13 protein-coding genes are annotated in these 18,210 nt (G+C 74.5%); 5 read left to right on the top strand and 8 right to left on the bottom strand.

Going from position 1 to position 18,210, the window contains the following annotated elements; genetic code table 11:
• Window positions 1-234 precede the first annotated feature (234 nt).
• Window positions 235-1,872, top strand: coding sequence for an MDR family MFS transporter (locus ACFP3U_RS10670; RefSeq protein WP_380225105.1), 1,638 nt, complete (start codon window positions 235-237; stop codon window positions 1,870-1,872).
• Between the two features lie 94 nt (window positions 1,873-1,966).
• Here the strand turns inward: ACFP3U_RS10670 and ACFP3U_RS10665 are convergent, their stop codons facing one another.
• A complete protein-coding gene (locus tag ACFP3U_RS10665; protein WP_380225104.1) occupies window positions 1,967-2,965 on the bottom strand; it encodes an HhH-GPD family protein in 999 nt (332 codons plus the stop codon).
• A 182-nt stretch (window positions 2,966-3,147) separates the two neighbouring features.
• Here ACFP3U_RS10665 and ACFP3U_RS10660 point away from each other — a divergent pair, with 182 nt between their 5' ends.
• A complete protein-coding gene (locus ACFP3U_RS10660) occupies window positions 3,148-4,101 on the top strand; it encodes a hypothetical protein (protein ID WP_380225103.1) in 954 nt (317 codons plus the stop codon).
• Between the two features lie 161 nt (window positions 4,102-4,262).
• Here the strand turns inward: ACFP3U_RS10660 and disA are convergent, their stop codons facing one another.
• Together disA and radA are read right to left on the bottom strand one after the other, a co-directional pair.
• A complete protein-coding gene (gene disA, locus ACFP3U_RS10655) occupies window positions 4,263-5,369 on the bottom strand; it encodes a DNA integrity scanning diadenylate cyclase DisA (RefSeq protein ID WP_051769323.1) in 1,107 nt (368 codons plus the stop codon).
• 142 nt (window positions 5,370-5,511) lie between these two features.
• The gene (radA, locus tag ACFP3U_RS10650) at window positions 5,512-7,011 is read right to left on the bottom strand and encodes a DNA repair protein RadA (protein WP_380225102.1); all 1,500 of its coding nucleotides are present in this window, start codon (window positions 7,009-7,011) and stop codon (window positions 5,512-5,514) included.
• Between the two features lie 191 nt (window positions 7,012-7,202).
• Here radA and ACFP3U_RS10645 point away from each other — a divergent pair, with 191 nt between their 5' ends.
• A complete protein-coding gene (locus ACFP3U_RS10645) occupies window positions 7,203-9,215 on the top strand; it encodes a BACON domain-containing protein (protein WP_380225101.1) in 2,013 nt (670 codons plus the stop codon).
• A gap of 32 nt (window positions 9,216-9,247) precedes the next feature.
• Here the strand turns inward: ACFP3U_RS10645 and ACFP3U_RS10640 are convergent, their stop codons facing one another.
• From ACFP3U_RS10640 to ACFP3U_RS10630, 3 genes are all read right to left on the bottom strand, one after another.
• Window positions 9,248-9,919, bottom strand: a complete 672-nt coding sequence (locus tag ACFP3U_RS10640; protein WP_380225100.1) for a GAP family protein — start codon at window positions 9,917-9,919, stop codon at window positions 9,248-9,250.
• A gap of 94 nt (window positions 9,920-10,013) precedes the next feature.
• On the bottom strand, window positions 10,014-11,354 hold the full coding sequence (locus tag ACFP3U_RS10635) for a DUF1254 domain-containing protein (protein WP_380225099.1): 1,341 nt from the start codon (window positions 11,352-11,354) through the stop codon (window positions 10,014-10,016).
• Window positions 11,355-11,403: 49 nt separating this feature from the next.
• Window positions 11,404-12,738, bottom strand: a complete 1,335-nt coding sequence (locus tag ACFP3U_RS10630) for a DUF1254 domain-containing protein (protein WP_380225098.1) — start codon at window positions 12,736-12,738, stop codon at window positions 11,404-11,406.
• A gap of 250 nt (window positions 12,739-12,988) precedes the next feature.
• Between ACFP3U_RS10630 and ACFP3U_RS10625 the strand changes: the two genes are divergently transcribed.
• Window positions 12,989-14,020 (top strand): NAD-dependent epimerase/dehydratase family protein, encoded by a 1,032-nt coding sequence (locus ACFP3U_RS10625; protein WP_380225097.1) that lies wholly within the window; start codon window positions 12,989-12,991, stop codon window positions 14,018-14,020.
• Between the two features lie 95 nt (window positions 14,021-14,115).
• On the opposite strand, the gene ACFP3U_RS10620 is transcribed toward ACFP3U_RS10625, so the two are convergent.
• Together ACFP3U_RS10620 and ACFP3U_RS10615 are read right to left on the bottom strand one after the other, a co-directional pair.
• The gene (locus tag ACFP3U_RS10620) at window positions 14,116-15,165 is read right to left on the bottom strand and encodes a family 2 encapsulin nanocompartment cargo protein polyprenyl transferase (RefSeq protein WP_380225096.1); all 1,050 of its coding nucleotides are present in this window, start codon (window positions 15,163-15,165) and stop codon (window positions 14,116-14,118) included.
• A gap of 152 nt (window positions 15,166-15,317) precedes the next feature.
• Window positions 15,318-16,745: a family 2B encapsulin nanocompartment shell protein gene (locus ACFP3U_RS10615; protein WP_380225095.1), complete on the bottom strand. Its 1,428-nt coding sequence runs from the start codon at window positions 16,743-16,745 to the stop codon at window positions 15,318-15,320.
• A 351-nt stretch (window positions 16,746-17,096) separates the two neighbouring features.
• Here ACFP3U_RS10615 and ACFP3U_RS10610 point away from each other — a divergent pair, with 351 nt between their 5' ends.
• Complete coding sequence (locus ACFP3U_RS10610; RefSeq protein WP_380225094.1) at window positions 17,097-18,182, top strand: ATP-grasp domain-containing protein; 1,086 nt, start codon at window positions 17,097-17,099, stop codon at window positions 18,180-18,182.
• Window positions 18,183-18,210: the final 28 nt, after the last annotated feature.

The following is an 18,210-nucleotide window of genomic DNA, read 5'->3' as shown; positions in this document are numbered from 1 at the left end:
TCGTGGTTCGGTCTCCGGCGGCCCTCGGCCGCCGCGGCGTAGCGGCGGTTGCCTCCCCCGGCGACCACTGGTGCGCTCATTCTTCCTGCCCGGGGAGTCCACCGAGAAACTGGCTTGACGACCGGCTAGGGAACAACCTACCGTGCCCACGGTCCACAAACTAGCCGGGCGACAAGTAAGGGGGCTGCCGCAGGCCGCGCCGGTCGCCCGACCCGCTGTCCGGGAGTCCCACCCATGTCACACTCCAAGGCCGACAACGCGGCCCCCGAGAAGAAACCGACCGAGGACGAACAGCCCCGCTCGGCCCGTGAGATCCGCCTGGTGATGATCGGCCTGGTGGTCACCATGCTGCTCGCCATGCTCGACGGCCTGATCGTCGGCACCGCGATGCCGACCATCGTCGGCGAACTCGGCGGCGCCGAGCACCTGTCGTGGGTGGTCACCTCCTACACCCTGGCCACCGCCGCCTCCACCCCGATCTGGGGCAAGCTCGGCGACCTCTACGGTCGCAAGGGCACCTTCCTCACCTCGATCGTGATCTTCCTGGCGGGCTCGGCGCTGTCCGGCCTCTCCCAGGACATGACGGAGCTCATCGGCTTCCGCGCCCTCCAGGGCCTGGGCGCCGGCGGTCTGATGGTCGGCGTGATGTCGATCATGGGCGCGCTCGTCCCGCCGCGCGACCGCGGCAAGTACCAGGGCATGTTCGCCGCGGTGATGGCGCTCGCCACCATCGGCGGCCCGCTGGTCGGCGGCTTCATCACCGACCACCTGAACTGGCGCTGGACCTTCTACATCAACCTGCCGCTCGGCGCCGTCGCGCTCGCCGTCGTCGTCATCACGCTGAAGCTGCCGAAGGTCCGCAGCACGGCCCGGATCGACTACCTGGGCGCGCTGCTGCTCACCACCGGCATCACCGCGCTCACCCTGATCACCACCTGGGGCGGCCAGGAGTACGCCTGGGGCTCGAAGCAGGTCCTCGGCCTGTCCGCGCTGGCCGCGGCCACGCTGATCGGCTTCTGCTACGTCGAGCAGCGGGTCGAGGAGCCGATGCTCCCGCTGTCGCTGTTCAAGAACCTGAACTTCACCCTGGTCTCGATCATCGGCTTCGTGGTCGGCTTCGTGATGTTCGGCTCGACCGTCTTCCTGCCGCTCTACCAGCAGACCGTGCAGGGCGCCTCGGCGACCAACTCCGGCCTGCTGCTGATGCCGATGATGTTCGGCATGCTGGTGATCTCGCTGGTGGTCGGCCAGGCCGTGACCAAGACCGGCAAGTACCGGATCTACCCGATCATCGGCACCGTCGTGATGACCGCCGGCATGCTGCTGCTCTCCACCCTCTCCACCGACACCTCGGGCTTCACCTCCGCCTGCTGGATGGTGGTGCTCGGTGCCGGTATGGGCTTCCTGATGCAGATCACCATGCTGGTCGCGCAGAACAGCGTCGAGCTCAAGGACATGGGTGTGGCCAGCTCCACCGCCACCCTGTTCCGCACCATCGGCGGCTCGTTCGGCGTGGCGCTGTTCGGCGCGCTGTTCAACAGCCGGGTCACCGAGACCATGAAGGAGCGGCTCGGTTCGGCCGGCGGGGCGGGCGGCTCGCAGGGCGGCGACCCGGCCCAGCTGAGCCCGGCCGCGCTCAAGGCGCTGCCCGCGCCGGTCCAGGACGCCTACCACCACGCGGTGGCCAACGGCATGCACACCGTCTTCCTCTGGGGTGCGGCCGTCGCCGTGATCTCGGTCGCCGCCGCGGTCTTCATGCGGGAGGTTCCGCTGCGCGGAGCCGGCGCGCCGCCCGCCGACGGCAAGGGCGGTGAGGGCGGCGAGGCCGGGAAGGGCACCGCGGCCGACAACGTCGAGGCCGTCGCGATCTGACGCGGCCTGCCGCAGGAACGCATCAGGCCCCCACTCGCCGCATCGGCGGGTGGGGGCCCTTGCAGTGCTCCAGGTGCTCCCGGTGGCAGGGCGGCTACTGCGGCAGCCGGTAGACGCCCTGCTCGACCGGTTCGACCAGGCCGTCGGAGACCAGCCCGTCCAGGGCGCGGGCCCGCTGCACGGCGTCCGGCCAGACCGCGTCGAGCCGGGCCTGCGGCACCTCGCCGTGCGCCTCGCGGAGCACCGCGAGCAGCTTGCCGCGCACCTGCCGGTCGGTGCCCTCGTAGGACTGGCCGCGCCGGGCCGGGCCCTCGTACGGCGGGCACCCGGCCCGCTGCCAGGCGCAGGAGGTGAACAGCGGGCAGTCCCCGCACTCCGGCCCGCGGGCCGTGCAGACCAGCGCGCCCAGCTCCATCACGGCGACCGCCCAGGTGGCGGCCGTCCGGTCGGCCTCGGGCAGCAGCGCGGTGGCGGTCCGCCGTTCGGCCGCCGTGGTGGCCTGCGCCGGGTACTCCACGCCGGTCACCGCGCGGGCGAACACCCGGCGGACATTGGTGTCCAGCACCACGTGCCGCTGGCGGAAGGCGAAGGAGGCCACCGCCGCCGCGGTGTACTCGCCGATCCCGGGCAGCGAGAGCAGGGTCGCGTGGTCGTCCGGCACCTCGCCGCCGTGCTGCTCGGTGATCGCCACCGCAGCGCCGTGCAGGCGCAGCGCCCGGCGCGGGTAGCCCAGCCGGCCCCACATCCGGACCGCCTCGCCGGGCGCCTCGGCGGCCAGGTCGGCCGGGGTCGGCCAGCGCTCCATCCAGGCCTGCCAGGCGGGCAGGACGCGCTTCACCGGGGTCTGCTGGAGCATGAACTCGCTGACCATCACGGCCCAGGGCGAGGCGTCCGGGGTCCGCCAGGGCAGGTCGCGGGCGTTGGCCTCGTACCAGTCGAGGACGGTCGCGTGCAGGACCGGCAGCGGCAGCGCGAGCTTCGGCGTCGCGGCGGACGTCGCGGCGGATGTCGCGCCGGATGTCGCGGTGGGGACCGGCGGCGCGGTGGGGGTCGCGGGTACGGGGAGGGCGGGGGTGACGGTGTTGGCAGCCATGGCCCTTCGATCCTCCCACGCCCGGGGCGGCCATCGAAGCGGATCATGGAACTCCGCTTCGGCGCGCAAAACGCCCCATTCAGCCTCGCCCGAACGGCGCAAATGGCGGATCATGTGAAGGAAGGGATGACTGTGCGGTGTTGGTGCGTCAAGGGGCACACACTGTCTCGTAGAGTTTGGGCGTGCCCTCTCTGCGTCAACCCGTAGGACCACTGCCGGCCTCGATCTACTGGCGTCGGCGCGTCGTCGTGCTCATCGCCGCCGTCGCGGTCGCCGCCCTCGTCATCTGGCTGATGGCCGATCAGGGCGGGGGTGGAGACGGCGGGAAGGACAAGGCGGCGCAGGCCGCGCCGACCCAGTCCCAGAACCAGACGCCCGCTCAGACGATCACGCCGGGCGCCTCGCCGAGCGGACCGGCCAACAACTCCCGCCCCGGCAGTGGCGGCGGCAGCGGCTCCGGCGGCACCACGGGCGGCTCTGCGGGCGGCTCCGGCGGCGGCGACGTCAGCCTGAGCACCGGCGGCACGACCGGCGGCGGCGCCAACCCGGCACCCGCCACCGGCGGAGCGGCGGCGGCCGGCGCGAGCGGCGGCACCTCGGGCGGCGGCGCCCCGGCCGGTACGGGCGGCAGCGGCGGCGGCACCGGCGGCGGGACCGGCGGAGCCGGCACGGGCGGGGGCGGCACGGGCGGCCAGCCCGCGATGAACACCCCCGAGATCATGGCCCTGCCGATCTGCGCCTCCTCGCAACTGACGCTCAATCTGGCCGGCACCCAGAACTCCTACCAGCCCAAGGACAAGCCCAAGCTGGCGCTGACCATCAACAACTCCTCCGGCACCGCCTGCCGGGTGGACCTGGGCCGGACCGCCTCCGCGATCACCGTCACCGCCAGCAACGGCGAGCGCATCTGGTCCTCCGGCGACTGCCCGGCCGACCGGAACAGCACCTGGGTCCAGCTCCCCGCCAACGGCGGGCTGACCGAGACCTTCGGCTGGGACCGGGTCCGCAGCAAGCCGCAGTGCGCGACCGCCGACCCGGCGCCCGCCCCGGCCGGCACCTACCTGGTGGTCGCCGACCTCACCGGCCTCTCCGGCGGCCAGGCCTCGGCGCGCTCCTCGATCCGCCTGGAGAACTGAGCCCGGCTCAGCCTCCCGCCTCCGACGGCACGAAGAGGCCCGGACCGCCTGAGCGGTCCGGGCCTCTTCACGTTCGGTCCCCGGGTCCGGAGCGTCGTCCGGAGCTGCGTCCGGGGTGTCGTCCGGGGCGTGCCCCGGCGTCCGGAGCGGCACGGGACCGCTCAGACGTAGCGCTCCAGGATGGACGATTCAGCAAGGCGGGACAGGCCCTCGCGGACCGAGCGGGCCCGGGTCTCGCCGACGCCCTCGACCGTCTGCAGATCGTCGATGCTGGCGGCCAGCAGCTTCTGCAGCCCGCCGAAGTGCTCCACCAGCCGCTCTATCACCGTGTTGGGCAGCCGCGGGATCTTGGCCAGCAGCCGGTAGCCACGCGGCGAGACCGCCGAGTCCAGCGACTCCGGCGTGCCCGAGTAGCCGAGCGCCTTGGCCACCGTCTGGAGGTCGAGCAGCTCGGCGTGGGTCAGTGCCTCCAGGTCGGCCAGCACCTCGGTGACGGTTCGGCCCTTCTTGGCGGCGCGCTCCGGGAAGTAGTCCCGGGCGACCAGCTCGCGCTCCGGCTCCACCCCCGCGATCAGCTCGTCCAACTGGAGCGAGAGCAGCCGGCCGTCGATGCCGAGCTCCAGCACGTAGCCGGCGATCTCGGTGGCGATCAGCCGGACCATCTCCAGCCGCTGGGCGACGGCGGTGACGTCCCGGACCGTCACCAGGTCCTCGATCTCCAGCGCGGAGAGCGTGCCCGCCACCTCGTCCAGGCGCAGCTTGTAGCGCTCCAGGGTGGCCAGCGCCTGATTGGCGCGGGACAGCACGGTGGTGGAGTCCTCCAGCACCCGGCGGGTGCCGTTGACGTACATGGCGATCAGCCGCATCGAGTGCGAGACCGCGACCACCGGGAAGCCGGTCTGCCGGTTGACGCGCTCGGCGGTGCGGTGGCGGGTGCCGGTCTCGTCGGTCGGGATGGTGGAGTCCGGCATCAGGTGGACGCCGGCCCGGACGATCTTGGTGATGTCCTTGTCCAGCACCACGGCGCCGTCGAGCTTGCACAGCTCGCGCAGCCGGGTCGCGGTGAACTCGACGTCGAGCACGAAGCCGCCGGTACAGATCGGCTCGACGGTCTTGTCGAAGCCGAGCACGATCAGACCGCCGGTGTTGGCCCGGAGCACCCGCTCCAGGCCGTCACGCAGTGCGGTGCCGGGGGCGATGGCGGTGAGGGAGGCCCGCAGCAGGGCCTCCTCGCGGGAGGACTTGTCCGCCCGGTCGCTGGCTGCCACGTGACTCCTCCGGTCGACCCCGTACCGCGCGCCTCGTGCGGGGGGCGCCGGCCTGCGGTCTGTTGCTCTGTCGCTTAGTACTGCCTTATCACCAATGAGACAGAGGAAAGTCTAACTGCGTGCGGCAACGACAGGGCTTGGGTCAGCGCAGTTCGTCGGAGTCGACCGGCTCCCACCCCTCCATGAGCTCCTCCGGGTGGGCCACCGGCCGGGGCGCGCGCGGGGCCGGCGGCGCCGACGGGGCCTCACCCTTCGGCTTCGCGGCGGCCCGGCGGCGGCCCGGGATCGCCCGCAGCGCCTCGCCGATGTCCGACACCTCGACCACCTTCATCCCGGCCGGCACCTTGCCCGGGTCCGGCGGGACGAGCGCGTGGGTGAAGCCCAGCCGGTGCGCCTCGGCCAGCCGCCGCTGCACACCCGTCACCCGCCGCACCTCGCCGGCCAGGCCGACCTCACCGATCGCGACCAGGTTGCTGGGCAGCGGGGTGTCCGAGGAGGAGCTGGCCACCGCGAGGGCGATCGCGAGGTCCGCCGAGGGCTCGGAGAGCTTCACGCCGCCGACGGTGGCGGTGTAGATGTCCTGTTTGCCCAGCTTCACCCCGCCGTGACGCTCGACCACGGCGAGGATCATCGCGATCCGGGGCGACTCCAGGCCGGAGGTCGTCCGCCGCGGCGAGGGGATCTGCGAATCCACCATCAGCGCCTGCACCTCGGCCACCAGCGGCCGCTTGCCCTCCAGGGTCACGGTCAGGCACGTCCCCGGCACCGGCTTGTCACGCCTGGTCAGGAAGAGGCCGGACGGGTCGGCCAGGCCCTCGATGCCCTCGTCGTGCAGCTCGAAGCAGCCGACCTCGTCGGTCGCGCCGTACCGGTTCTTGACCCCGCGGATGATCCGCAGCCGGGCGTGGCGGTCCCCCTCGAAGCTCAGCACCACGTCCACCAGGTGCTCCAGCAGGCGGGGGCCGGCGATCTGGCCGTCCTTGGTGACGTGGCCGACCAGCAGGGTGGCCATGCCGCGCTCCTTGGAGGCCCGGATCAGCGCGCCGGCCACCTCGCGGACCTGGGCCGGGCCGCCGGGGGCGCCGTCCAGCTCGGCGGAGGCGATGGTCTGCACCGAGTCCAGGATCAGCAGGCCGGGGTTGACCGCCTCGATGTGGCCGAGGACGGCGCCGAGGTCCGACTCGGCGGCCAGGTAGAGGTGCTCGGAGAGCGCGTTGATCCGGTCGGCGCGCAGCCGCACCTGGCCGGCCGACTCCTCGCCGGTGACGTAGAGCGTGCGGTGCTGCGCGGTGGCCGCCTTGGCGGCGACGTCCAGCAGCAGGGTGGACTTGCCGACGCCGGGCTCGCCCGCCAGCAGTACCACGGCGCCCGGCACCAGGCCGCCGCCGAGCACCCGGTCCAGCTCCGGCACACCGGTGGAGCGGGCCGTCGCCACCTGGCCGTCCACCTGGCCGATCGGGCGGGCGGGCGCGCTGACCGGGCCCGCGGCGGTGGTCCGGATCGGCACCGCGCCGTACTCCTCGACCGTGCCCCAGGCGTTGCACTCCGGGCAGCGGCCGACCCACTTGGGCAGCTGGTTGCCGCACTCGGTGCAGCGGTAGGCCGGGCGCGGCTTGGCGGTGGTCTTGGTACGGGCAGCCATGCGGTCACCGTAGCGCCCGGGTACGACAACGCGGGGACCGGCCGGGCCGGAGGCGGGGCTCCGGGGTGTGGAGCGAACGGTGCGCCCCTTCCCCCGGTCCGGTCCACGAATGAGCGATGTTGTTACCCGAAAGAAGTACAACCGGGCGGAAAAACCAGGGCCGGGCCCGCGCCCTCTCTACCGTCGGACGGGTGACAACGAGTACCGAAGGGCCGCGCGACGCCGTCCTCGCGGCGTACGAGCGACAGGTCGACGGCCTCTTCACCTACTGCCTCTCGGTGCTGTGCGAGCACGAGGCCGCCGCGGCCGCCCTGCGGGAGGTGCGCGAGCTGGCCGTCCGGCACGGCTCCCGGCTGGCCGAACCCGGGCTGCTCCGGGCCTGGCTGTACTCGCTGGCCCGGTACTGCTGCCTGCGGCGGCTGGCGGACGGGCCGTCGGCCGGGCCGGGTGCCGGGGCGACCCGGGTGACCGGGGAGGACGGGGACGGCGGCGCCGAGGCGGTCCGGCGGCGGCGCGAACTCGCCTCGCTGGCCTGGCCCGAGGCGGCCGGCACCGATCCCGAGCAGCGCGAGGCGCTGGAGCTGGCGGTCCGCCACCGGCTCAGCCCGATCGAGGTCGCCGCCGTCCTGGGGCAGCCGTTCGAGACCGTCCGGGCGCTGCTCGCCGCCGCGCGGGCCGAGGTCGACCGGACCAGGGCCGCCCTGCTGGTGCTCGGCGTCGGCAGCTGCCCGGAACTCGACCGGCTCGGCGGCGCCGGCGCGGAGAGCTGGCGGGACTGGGTGCTCGGCCCGGCGCTCCGCCGCGAGCTGGTGCAGCACGTGGTGGAGTGCCCGACCTGTCGGGGGACGGCGGAGCGGGTCGCGGGCGAGGTGCCGGAGGGGCCGGTCCCGGCCGGGCTGCCGGTGCTCGCCGCGCCGCCCGGGGCGTCGGGGGCTGCCCCGGGCTCCTCGGCGGCCCTGGGCTCATCGGCGGCCCTGGGCTCATCGGCGGCCCCGGGCGCCCCGGCCGGGACCGTGGCGTTCCTGCCGACGGCCGAGCGGGAGTGGGCCGGGCGGCGGGCGGGCGCACCGGTGCCGGTGACCGAGCCGGCGCTCCGCTTCGACCAGGGCGGGTTCCCCCGGCACCGCGCGCCGGACTCCGGGCGCGGGCCGACCGTGCGACGGCGGGTGGTGACCACCGGGGTGCTGGCCGCCGTCCTGGCCGCGCCGGTCGTCGCGCTCTGGGCCGGGCACCGGAGCGGCGGCGGGCCCGGAACGGCGGCGGCGGTCTCCTCGGTCCGGGTCGAGGAGGACGGGCGCCCGGCGGGCGGGCAGCGGCCCGATGGTCCGCCGGACGGTTCGGCGGGCGGGTCCGGAGGCACCGCCGGGGCCCTCGGTGCCCTGATCGGCGCGGCGCGCGGCGCCGGTCCGGCGGTGGCCGGGATGGAGCTCGCCGGAGCGGGGCCGCTCGATGCAGAAACGTTGCTGCCCGGGATCCAGGGCCCGCTGATCCCGGTCCCGGCCCATGGCGCGACACCGCTCAGCAGCCCCACCCTGGTCGCGGCACCGGCCCCCGCCGCCGGCGCGGCGGTCGTACCGTCCGGACCGGGCACCCCCGGGACCGGGGCGCCGGCGCCCGTCGGCCTGCTGACCGTCGAAGCGGGCGAGTACGGCAACCGGACGGTGCTCACCCTCACCAACTCCGGCGGCACCGAGATCCACTGGCACGCCGTGGTGGACGCGTCCTGGCTGCGGCTCAGCCGGGACTCCGGGACGCTCGCGCCCGGGCAGCGGATCACGGTGATCGTCAGCGTCGACGAGGACCTCGCCCCCGAGACCCGCTGGACCGCCCGGATCGCGCTGCCGCCCTCGCAGGCCGTGGTCACCCTGGAGGGCGGGCCGCGGCACCGCGGCGGGTCCACCTCGGCGCCGGCCGAGCCCGGCAGCACCGGACCGACCACCGCGCCGAGCCCCACCCCCACCGGCGGGCCGGCGCCGTCCGGCACCCCGTCGCCGAGCAGCCCGGCACCGACCGGCCCGGCGTCCACGGCTCCGGCGACGGCGAGCCCCACGACCGGCCCGTCGACCGGCCCGACGCCGACCGGCACGCCCGCGCCGACCGCCACGCCGACGGCGAGCCCGTCGGGTTCGGCGGCCCCGACGCCGTCCCCGTCCGGCAGCACCCCGGCGGGCCCGTCCGCCTCCGCGAGCCCGTCCCCGCACTGAGCCCGGGGCGGCGGGCCGCGCGGGTGCCCCGGTCAGGTGGTCAGGCCGGACAGGGCGGCGCCGAGGTGGGTGGTGCCGAGGGTGAGCAGGAGGACCAGCAGCACCGCCGTGTTGTGGGTGGCCGCCCAGGCCTTCCACTCCTCCAGGCGCCGGGGCGCCCGCGCGCCGTCGAGGAGGTGGACGCCCAGGGGCAGCAGGGTGCCGAGCGATCCGATCAGCACCAGCAGTACGGCGGCGCCCGCCTTGCCGCCGGGCGCGGCGGTACTGGTCGCGATCGAGACGCCCGCGCCGACCGCCAGCAGCAGGTTCTTCGGGTCGGTCGCCAGCAGCACCACCGCGAGGCCGGCGGAGCGGGCGGGGGTGGAGCGGTCGACCGTCCGCATCCAGTCCGGCGGCCCGTGCACCCGGCCCTCGCGCGGGCGGTCCCACCACAGGCGCAGACCGAGCAGCAGGAGCAGGCCGCCCAGGACCAGTTCGAACCACCACGACCACTCCGGGTCGGCCCGGCCGGCCGCGAGCCACGATCCCAGCGGCACCACGACGGCGGCCAGCACCGCCAGCGCGACCGCCCAGCCGGCGGCGAACGCCGTCCCGTTCCCCCGGCCCCGGGGGCCGGCGAGCAGCAGGACCGTCGCGATCAGCGACATCGGGCTGATCGCGACGCCCGCGGCCGAGGCGAGCATCCCGCCGACGGCGTCGCCCATGCGGTCTCCTTCCTGACCGGGCCGGTCGGATCCGGCCGCGTGCCGTCCCGGGCCTTCGGAGCGTGTTCGACGGCGCGCCCCGGCCGGACAGGGGCTAGCTCCGCCGGATCGGCGGCAGGCGGTAGGTCCCGTCCAGGGCGGCCGGTCCCGGCCGGTAGAGCCGCATCACCGGGCGGAACGGGCCGTCGGGCGCGGGCAGCCAGTTGGCGGCCGCCGCGGGGTCGGTGGGCCGCCGGTGGCTCAGGTGGAGGGTGAGGCCGCCGTCCGGGTCGCGGACCAGGCCGGGTGTGCGGTCGCCGATCGCGTAGCGGTTCAAGGGGTTGGCGACCAGGCGGTGGTCGGGCAGGCCGTACATGGTGAGGGACCAGAAGGCCGCCGTGGGCGGCAGGCCGTCCGGCGCGAAGCGCAGGGTGTAGTGCCCGGCACCGTCCAGCGGGCGGCCGTCGGCGTCGTCGGTGGTGGCCGCGGACAGCGCCTCGTAGGCGTGGCTGCCCCAGAGGCCGGCGCGGGCGGCGGCGGCCCGGCTGAGGTAGGCGGCGCGGCGGTCCGGGATCCGCCACTCGGGGTCGTCGAGGGTGCCCGGGCCGAGGAAGTCGACGTTGTGGTCGAACAGGTGGAGCGCCGCGCGCCATTCGCCGGGCGGGTGGCCCTCGGGCGGCCGGGTGGCGTCCTCGACCCGTTCGCGCCCGGCGGCGAGACCGCTCGCCAGGGCGAGCGTCCAGTCGGGGGCGGCCGCGCGGTACGGGGAGACGCCGGGGTCGAGGAGGCCGAGCGGCGCGAACCGCTGCTGGTAGTCGCGGTCGGCCGCGGCGGGCGGGAAGGCGGCCATCCAGACCCGGAGCCGTTCGAAGAAGGCGAGCCGCTCGGGCACCTCCGGGTCGGGTGCGGGCAGTCCGGCGACGAGGCCGCCCGGCTCCATCGGTTCGAGGGCGAGCCCGTCCTGGAGGGCCCGGACCCTCGGGAAGTCCTCCGGGCCGGTGCAGGCGAACCGGCCGACCACGGTGGCGACGGTGGTCGGGGCGACGATCACCCGGTCCGGCTCGGTCGGGGTGCCGTGCCAGTCGGGCGGGACGATCAACCAGGTCTGGGCGGCGCTGCCGGTGGCGCGGCTGCCGAGGTAGGCGAAGTTGGCCGTCCACGCGTCGACGAACTGCAGCACGTAGTAGGCGCCCGCGGTGTCGGGCACGCGCAGCAGCTGCGGTCCCTCGGAGAGGTCGAGCTGGGCGACCGAGTAGAGGACGTCGTTGTTGACGGAGCTGAAGTCGTCGTCGGGGCCGGCCTGCCGGGTGGCGTGGGCGAACCGGTTGAACGGCGTGGGCGGCAGGACGCCCAGGCCGCCGACGACGAAGCGGTCGACCATGGTGAGGCCGGCGACGAGCGGGTAGCCGTAGACGTAGGCGTCGGCGGCCATGGCCTCCAGCTCGGGTTGGGTCATGGGGGCGTCCTTCCCGGGTCCGGGGGTCGGGCCGGCGGTGGGCGGCGGGTCAGCGCGGGGTGAGCGGGGTGAGCGGGGGCGGCGTCCAGCGGCCGTCGAGCACGGCCCCGTCCGGGCCGTAGAGGCGCAGCACGGCGGTGAACGGGCCGTCGGGTGCGGGCAGCCAGTTGGCCGCCGCCGCGGGGTCGGCGGGCCGCCGGTGGCTCAGGTGGAGGGTGAGGCCGCCGTCCGGGTCGCGGACCAGGCCGGGCGTGCGGTCGCCGATCGCGTAGCGGTCCAGGGGGTTGTCGACCAGCCGGAGTGCGGGCAGCGCGTACATCGTGACGGACCAGAAGAACCGGGCGGGCGGCAGCGCGTCCGGCGGGAACCGCAGCAGGTGGTCGCGCCGGTGCGCGTCGGGCGGCCGGTGGCCCGCGCCGTCCGCCTGCCAGGCGCCGTACCAGGCCTCCTCGGCGGGCAGGCCGTAGAGGCCCGTGAGCGCGCCGACGGCCTGCTCCAGGTACCTGGTGCCGATCCGCTCGCGGGTGCCGAAGAGCTCGACCGAGGAGTCCGTCCGGGCGACGGCGCGGGCGAGTTCGGCCTTGCCGTCGGCGATGCCGCGTTCGAGCTCGGTGCGGACCGCGATCGGCAGGGTGGCCGGTTCGAACTCGCCCCGGCCGTCGACGCCGAGGTCGGTCAGCCGGCCGCGCAGGTCGGCCTCGGCCGGCAGGACGGGGAAGAAGCCCAGCAGGAAGTCGAGGAAGGAGAAGAACTCGACGGTGTCCAGCACCTCCTCCCGCCAGACTGGCCAGACCGGTTGCGGGGCGGGCTCGGGCTCCGGTGTCCCGGCGTACGCGTGCAGCGGGCGGAGGCGGTAGCGCCGCTGGATCCCGGTGAGCTCCCGGACGGCCTGGGGGGAGGTGCCGGCGGCCTGGATGCGGCCGACGATGCCGGCCAGCCGGGTCGCCGTGCGGATGACGCCGCTGATGCCGGCCGGCGGCTCGCCGTCCCAGTCCGGGCCGGCCACCAGGTGGTCGCCGGCCTCCTGGCCGGTGCTCCGGGAGCCGACGAACCCGGCGTACACGGTGTCGAGCTCGTGCACGGGCAGGACGTAGTAGCGGTCCACGGCGGGGACCGAGAGCACCCACGGTTCGGTCCGCAGGTCGAGCCAGGCCCAGGAGTACGGGGTGTCGTTGCTCGGGGTGACGAGGTCGGTGTCGGCCGGGGTGAAGGGGCGCGGGTAGTGCCGGAAGACGCCGAAGCCGCCGACGTAGCGGGGGTCCGCGTCGTCCAGGGCCTGGGTGTAGAGGGTGCGGTAGTTCTCCAGGATCGGCCGACCGCGGATCCATGCCTCGGCGGCGGTCGCGCGGATGGTGTCCGGGTCGACGAGTGCCGGGTTGACCATGGTGCCGCTCTTCCCTGCGCCGAGCCCCGGCCCCGGGGCTCGGCGGCTGCGTGACGTGCCTGACGGCGTGACGTGGATATCGGTACAAACCGGATGCTATGCGGGGCCCCGGGGCTCGGCATCTCGGTCGCCGGCGGGGCGGTCGGGCGGGTAGCGGAGGGGGGTAGCGGAGGGCGGGCGCCCGGGGGTGGGCCTGCGCCCAGGGCGAACGACGGTATGCGGAGGATGGGCGTGGGACAGTCTTGCCGGTATGAAGATCCTTCTACTCGGCGGCTCGTCCTTCCTGGGGCGGGCGTACGCCTCCCAGGCCCTCACCCGGGGCCACCAGGTCACCACCTTCAACCGCGGCCGCACGGCCGCCGACCTGCCCGGCGTCGAGGCCGTCCACGGCGACCGCGACGCGGCCGAGGACCTCGCCCGGCTGGTCGAGGGCCGGCGCTGGGACGCCGTGGTCGACACCTCGGCCCAGCAGCCCGCCCAGGCCGCGGCCACGGCCCGGCTGCTGCGCGACCGCGCCGACCACTACACGCTGATCTCCTCCGTCCACGCCTTCGCCGACTGGCCGGCCCGGGCCGTCGACGAGACCTCTCCGCTGCACCCGTGCCCCGCCGACACCCCGCCCGGGCAGGAGTTCAGCGCCGCGCTCAAGGCGGGCTGCGAACGCGCCGTCCTGGAGTACTTCGGCGCCGACCGCGCGCTGATCCTCAACAGCGGGCTGCTGATCGGACCGTACGAGCGGGGCGGCCGACTGCCCTGGTGGCTGGAGCGGATGGCCCGGGGCGGGCGGGTGCTGGCGCCAGGCGAGCCGGGGCGGCCGATGCAGCTGATCGACGTCCGGGACTTCGCGACCTTCGGTCTCGACCTGCTGACGGCGGGCACCACCGGCCGCTTCCTCACCACGGCGCCGCCCGGCCGGATCACCTACGGGGAGTTCCTGGCGGGCTGCGCGGAGGCGGCCGGCGGCGCGGACGTCGAGCTGGTCTGGGCCGCCGACAAGCGGCTGCTGGCGGAAGGGCCGGACAGCGTCCAGCCGTGGAGCGAGCTGCCGCTCTGGACGCCCGACGTGCCCGAGTCGGCGGGCACCTGGCAGGTCGACACCGGACGGGCCGAGCAGGCCGGGCTGCGCTGCCGGCCCTTCGCCGAGACCGCCCGGGACACCTGGGAGTGGCTGCGGCGGCGCGGGCCGGCCGAGGACACCGAGCCCGACGGGCGCAAGCGCGGCCGGATCGTCCACGGCATCGAGCCGGCGAAGGAACGGCGGCTGCTGGACGCGCTGGCCTGACGGCGCGGACGCGGGGCATGACCGGTACGGACCCGACCCGGGGGAGCGGGGGTGCCCGCTCCCCCGCTGAGGTCACCCGGACTCGGTGCCCGGGCTCAGTGGCTGCGGCGGGTGACCAGTTCCGCGAGCGCGAGCAGTTCGTCGGCGGCCGAGGGCTCGGGCACCGCGAGAGCCAGCTGCGACATCGCCGCCGCCATCCGCTCACAGGACTCGCCCTGCGCCCAGGCCCGCCCGCCGGCGCCCTCGACGGCGGCCGCGCAGCTCGCCAACTCCTCCGCGGTGAGCGGCCGCTCCAGCGCGTACAGCTCGGCCAGCCGGTCCCCGTCGGGCGTCCCGGACCGGAGCGCGGCGACCACCGGCAGGGACTTCTTCCGGACCAGCAGGTCCGCGCCCACCGGCTTGCCGGTGACCTCCGGATCGCCCCAGATGCCGATCAGGTCGTCGATCAGCTGGAACGCCAGGCCGATCTCCCGGCCGAAGCCGTCCATCGCCTGCGCGGCCGCCTCCGAGCCGCCCGCGTACTGGGCGCCCATCGCGCAGGCGGCGCCGAGCAGCGCGCCGGTCTTGGCCTCGGCCATCGCCAGGCACTCGGTCAGCGAGACGTCGCTGCGCTGCTCGAAGGCGCAGTCGATCTGCTGGCCCTCGCAGAGCTCCACCACGCAGTCGGCCAGCCGGCGGACGGCTTCGCCGGCCACGGCGTGACCGTCCTCGGCGAGCAGTCGCAGCGCCAGCGAGTGCATGGCGTCACCGGCCAGGATGGCCTCGGTGGTGCCGAACACCAGCCAGGCGGTGGGCCGGTGCCGCCTGGTCTCGTCCCGGTCGATGATGTCGTCGTGCAGCAGCGTGAAGTTGTGCACCAGCTCGACGGCGGCCGCGGCGGCGGTGGCCCTGGCGGGGTCGCCGCCCAGGGCCTGGGCGGCGGCGAGCACCAGGGCCGGCCTGATGGCCTTCCCGGAGGACGCGGCCGAGGGCGAACCGTCCGCCTCCCACCAGCCGAAGTGGTAGCCGGCCACCCGGCGCATGGTGCCGGGCAGCGAGTCCACCGCGGCCCGCAGCACCGGGTCGACCAGGGTGCGGGCGCGCGCGAGGACGTCCTGTGCCTCGTGTCCCTCGCGATGGTCGCGCTCCAGCGTGAACATTCCCATGGGTCCTCCCCCTTGGTGGTACGACGGGCCGGCCCGGTGGCGGGCGGGCCCTTCGGCGGGCCGGAACCCTCAGAGCAGGAACCCTCAGGGGCGGCGTCCGGCCGGGCGGCGGGTCCCGCCCGGCCGGATGCCGTGGTTCCGGTCGGCCCGGGTCAGCCCTGGTGGTGGGCGATGTCGACGTTCTCCAACACGCCGACCGCGTCCGGCACCAGGATCGCGGCCGAGTAGTAGGCGCTCACCAGATAGGAAATGATGGCCTTCTCGCTGATTCCCATGAATCGGACCGAGAGGCTCGGCTCGACCTCATCCGGAATTCCGGTCTGGTGCAGACCGATGACACCCTGGTTGTCCTCGCCGGTGCGCATCGCGAGGATCGAGGTGGTGTTCCCGTTGACGATCGGGATCTTGTTGCACGGGAAGACCGGCACCCCGCGCCAGCCGAAGACCTGGCGGCCCTGCACCTCGACGGTGTCCGGGTAGAGGCCGCGCCGGTTGCACTCGCGGCCGATGGCGGCGATGGCCCGCGGGTGGGCCAGGAAGAGCTTGGTGCCGCGCCGGCGGCTCAGCAACTCGTCCATGTCGTCCGGGGTGGGCGGGCCGGAGTGGGTCTGGATCCGCTGCTCGTGGTCGGCGTTGCGGAGCAGGCCGAACTCCGCGTTGTTGATCAGCTCGTGCTCCTGGCGCTCGCGCAGCGCCTCGATGGTCAGCTTGAGCTGGTGCTCGGTCTGGTTCATCGGCTGGTTGTAGAGGTCGGCGACCCGGGTGTGCACCTTGAGGACGGTCTGGGCGACGCTCAGCTCGTACTCGCGCGGCTTGAGCTCGTAGTCCACGAAGGCGGTGGGGAGCTCGTACTCGCCGTGGTGGCCCGCGGAGAGGCCGATCGCCGCCTCGCCGTGCTTGTTCTGCGGCTGCTCGAAGCCGGCCAGGTACTCCATGATCTGCAGCTGGAGGGCCTCGGAGCGGTCGGCGAGCGCCTGGAAGTCGGCCAAGCGCAGCGACAGCACGGTGCCGGCGGTGGCCGCCCGGACGGTGTACGCCCAGTCGCCGTTCTCCTGCCGGAGCGCCTCGTCGCCGAGGTGGTCGCCGTCGGCCAGGGTGCCGACCACGGCCTCCTCGCCGTACTTGCCCGTTCCCAACCGGTCGAGCTTCCCGTACGCGATGATGAGGACCTCGTCGATCGGCGCACCGGCGGCGACCAGGACCTCACCCGCGGAGAACTCGCGTTGGACGAAGCGCCCGGCCAGTTCCTCCAGTACGGCGTCGTCCGGGAAGCCCCGCAGCACCGGTACCTCGCGCAGGGTCTGCGGCAGGATCCGGGCCTGGCTGCCCGTCCGGTCGAAGCTCACCCGGCCGCGGCCGACGGCGTGGCGCAGCCGGCGGTTGACGCGGTAGGCGCCGCCCGAGACCTGGACCCAGGGGAGCGTCCTGAGCAGCCAACGGGGGCTGATCTCCTGCATCTGCGGCGCGGACTTGGTCGTCGTCGCGAGGTTCCGCGCGGCCGCGGTCGCGAGACTCTGCTGGTCCGGGGCCTGCGCTTCACCGCCCGGTGCAGGAATACCGACGTTGGTTTCGGTCGACATAGGGAGCCCTTCGCGTACCCGTACCCGATGAAGTGTCACCTTGCAACTTGCAACAATCCATGGTGGGCCCATTCGGAGGGCAACCGCAATCACTCTTTCGAGTGGTCGGAATAACCGAAAAAATAGTACGAATAGAATGTCTGATCGATATTGAATCGATCAAGTGATCTAATGACTTCCGGAACGGGACGGTCCGGTTCACTCCCGGGCCGCCGCCCGACAGACCCACCCCGTGTTCACGTCCGTTCGGGGGAGCGCTAAGGTGCCACCTCAAAGGGCCACGGAGCCAGGACGAGCGCGGCCGCGCCACAGCCCTTCTTCTCTCTCGTTCACCCCTGCCCTGGGAGCCCCATGAGCGCCCCCGTCACCGTTTGGCTCAACCGCACGTACGCCGAGAACGTGTTCTTCATCGAACAGTTGCGCGCCGCCCCCCGCCCGGTCCGGGTCCACGCGACCCACGTCGACCCCGACTCCCCCGTCCTCGCCGCCGCCGACACCGCCGGCCTGGAACCCGCCGACCTCACCCCCGACGCCTACGTCGCCTACGCCCTCGACCACTGCGCCCGCCACCGCGTCGACGTGTTCGTGCCCCGGCTCCACCAGCTCGCGATCTCCCTGCACCGCCACGAGTTCGAGGCCGTCGGCACCGCCCTCGCCTGCCCGCCGGCCACCGCGATCGCCGCGTTCGAGAGCAAGGCCGACGGCTACGCGGCGATGACCGCCGCCGGACTGACCACCCCGCCCTGGTGGCTGGTGCGCACCGCCGGGGAACTGGTCGACGCCGTCGACCGGATCGAGGCGGACGGCCTCACCGCCTGCCTCAAGCCCGCCTCCGGCGCCGGCGGCGAGGGGTTCCGGATGCTCACCCGCGAGCCGTTCGGACTGCACCGGCTGGCCGGCTGGGACAGCCGCGTCCAGGTCGACCAGGTGGCCGCCGCACTCGACCGGGCGGCCCGCGAGGACCCGGACACGCCCGCCGACCTGCTGGTCATGCCCTACCTCGACGGCCCCGAGGTGTCCGTGGACTGCCTCGCCGACCTGGACGGCACCCTGCTCGCCGCGGTCGGCCGCAGCAAGCACCGGCGCCGCCGCAGCTTCACCACCGAACCCCGGTACCTCGAACCCGCCCGCCGCCTGATCGAGGCCACCGGGATGGCCTACCTCTCCAATGTGCAGTTCCGGCACCTGCACGGCGAGCCGGTGGTCATCGACGTCAACACCCGGCCCTCCGGCGGGCTGTACCAGCTGGGCCTGTGCGGGCTCAACCTGCCGTGGAACGCGGTGCAGTTGGCGCTCGGCGAACGCCCGGACACCGACTGGGCCGGGGATGCGACGGGCATCGAGTACACCCTGGTCTCCGGCATCCAGCCGGTGCTGCCGCGCCAGTTGCCGCCGCTCGTCCCGGCCGCCCGGCCGGCGGTCCAGCTGGTGTACTGACCCGTCGTCACCGCCGGTGCTGGAGCGG

Source organism: Kitasatospora misakiensis (assembly GCF_042656005.1).
GTDB classification, from domain to species: Bacteria; Actinomycetota; Actinomycetes; order Streptomycetales; family Streptomycetaceae; genus Kitasatospora; species Kitasatospora misakiensis.
This window is presented reverse-complemented; position numbering and strand designations above follow the sequence as displayed.

Excerpts from the sequence above, each read along its gene's own strand:
- ACFP3U_RS10635 (WP_380225099.1), bottom strand. The coding sequence starts at position 11,354 with ATGACCCAACCCGAGCTGGAGGCCATGGCCGCCGACGCCTACGTCTAC.
- ACFP3U_RS10640 (WP_380225100.1), bottom strand. The coding sequence starts at position 9,919 with ATGGGCGACGCCGTCGGCGGGATGCTCGCCTCGGCCGCGGGCGTCGCG.
- ACFP3U_RS10665 (WP_380225104.1), bottom strand. The coding sequence starts at position 2,965 with ATGGCTGCCAACACCGTCACCCCCGCCCTCCCCGTACCCGCGACCCCC.
- ACFP3U_RS10625 (WP_380225097.1), top strand. The coding sequence starts at position 12,989 with ATGAAGATCCTTCTACTCGGCGGCTCGTCCTTCCTGGGGCGGGCGTAC.
- ACFP3U_RS10670 (WP_380225105.1), top strand. The coding sequence starts at position 235 with ATGTCACACTCCAAGGCCGACAACGCGGCCCCCGAGAAGAAACCGACC.
- ACFP3U_RS10630 (WP_380225098.1), bottom strand. The coding sequence starts at position 12,738 with ATGGTCAACCCGGCACTCGTCGACCCGGACACCATCCGCGCGACCGCC.
- ACFP3U_RS10620 (WP_380225096.1), bottom strand. The coding sequence starts at position 15,165 with ATGGGAATGTTCACGCTGGAGCGCGACCATCGCGAGGGACACGAGGCA.
- ACFP3U_RS10610 (WP_380225094.1), top strand. The coding sequence starts at position 17,097 with ATGAGCGCCCCCGTCACCGTTTGGCTCAACCGCACGTACGCCGAGAAC.
- radA (WP_380225102.1), bottom strand. The coding sequence starts at position 7,011 with ATGGCTGCCCGTACCAAGACCACCGCCAAGCCGCGCCCGGCCTACCGC.
- ACFP3U_RS10615 (WP_380225095.1), bottom strand. The coding sequence starts at position 16,745 with ATGTCGACCGAAACCAACGTCGGTATTCCTGCACCGGGCGGTGAAGCG.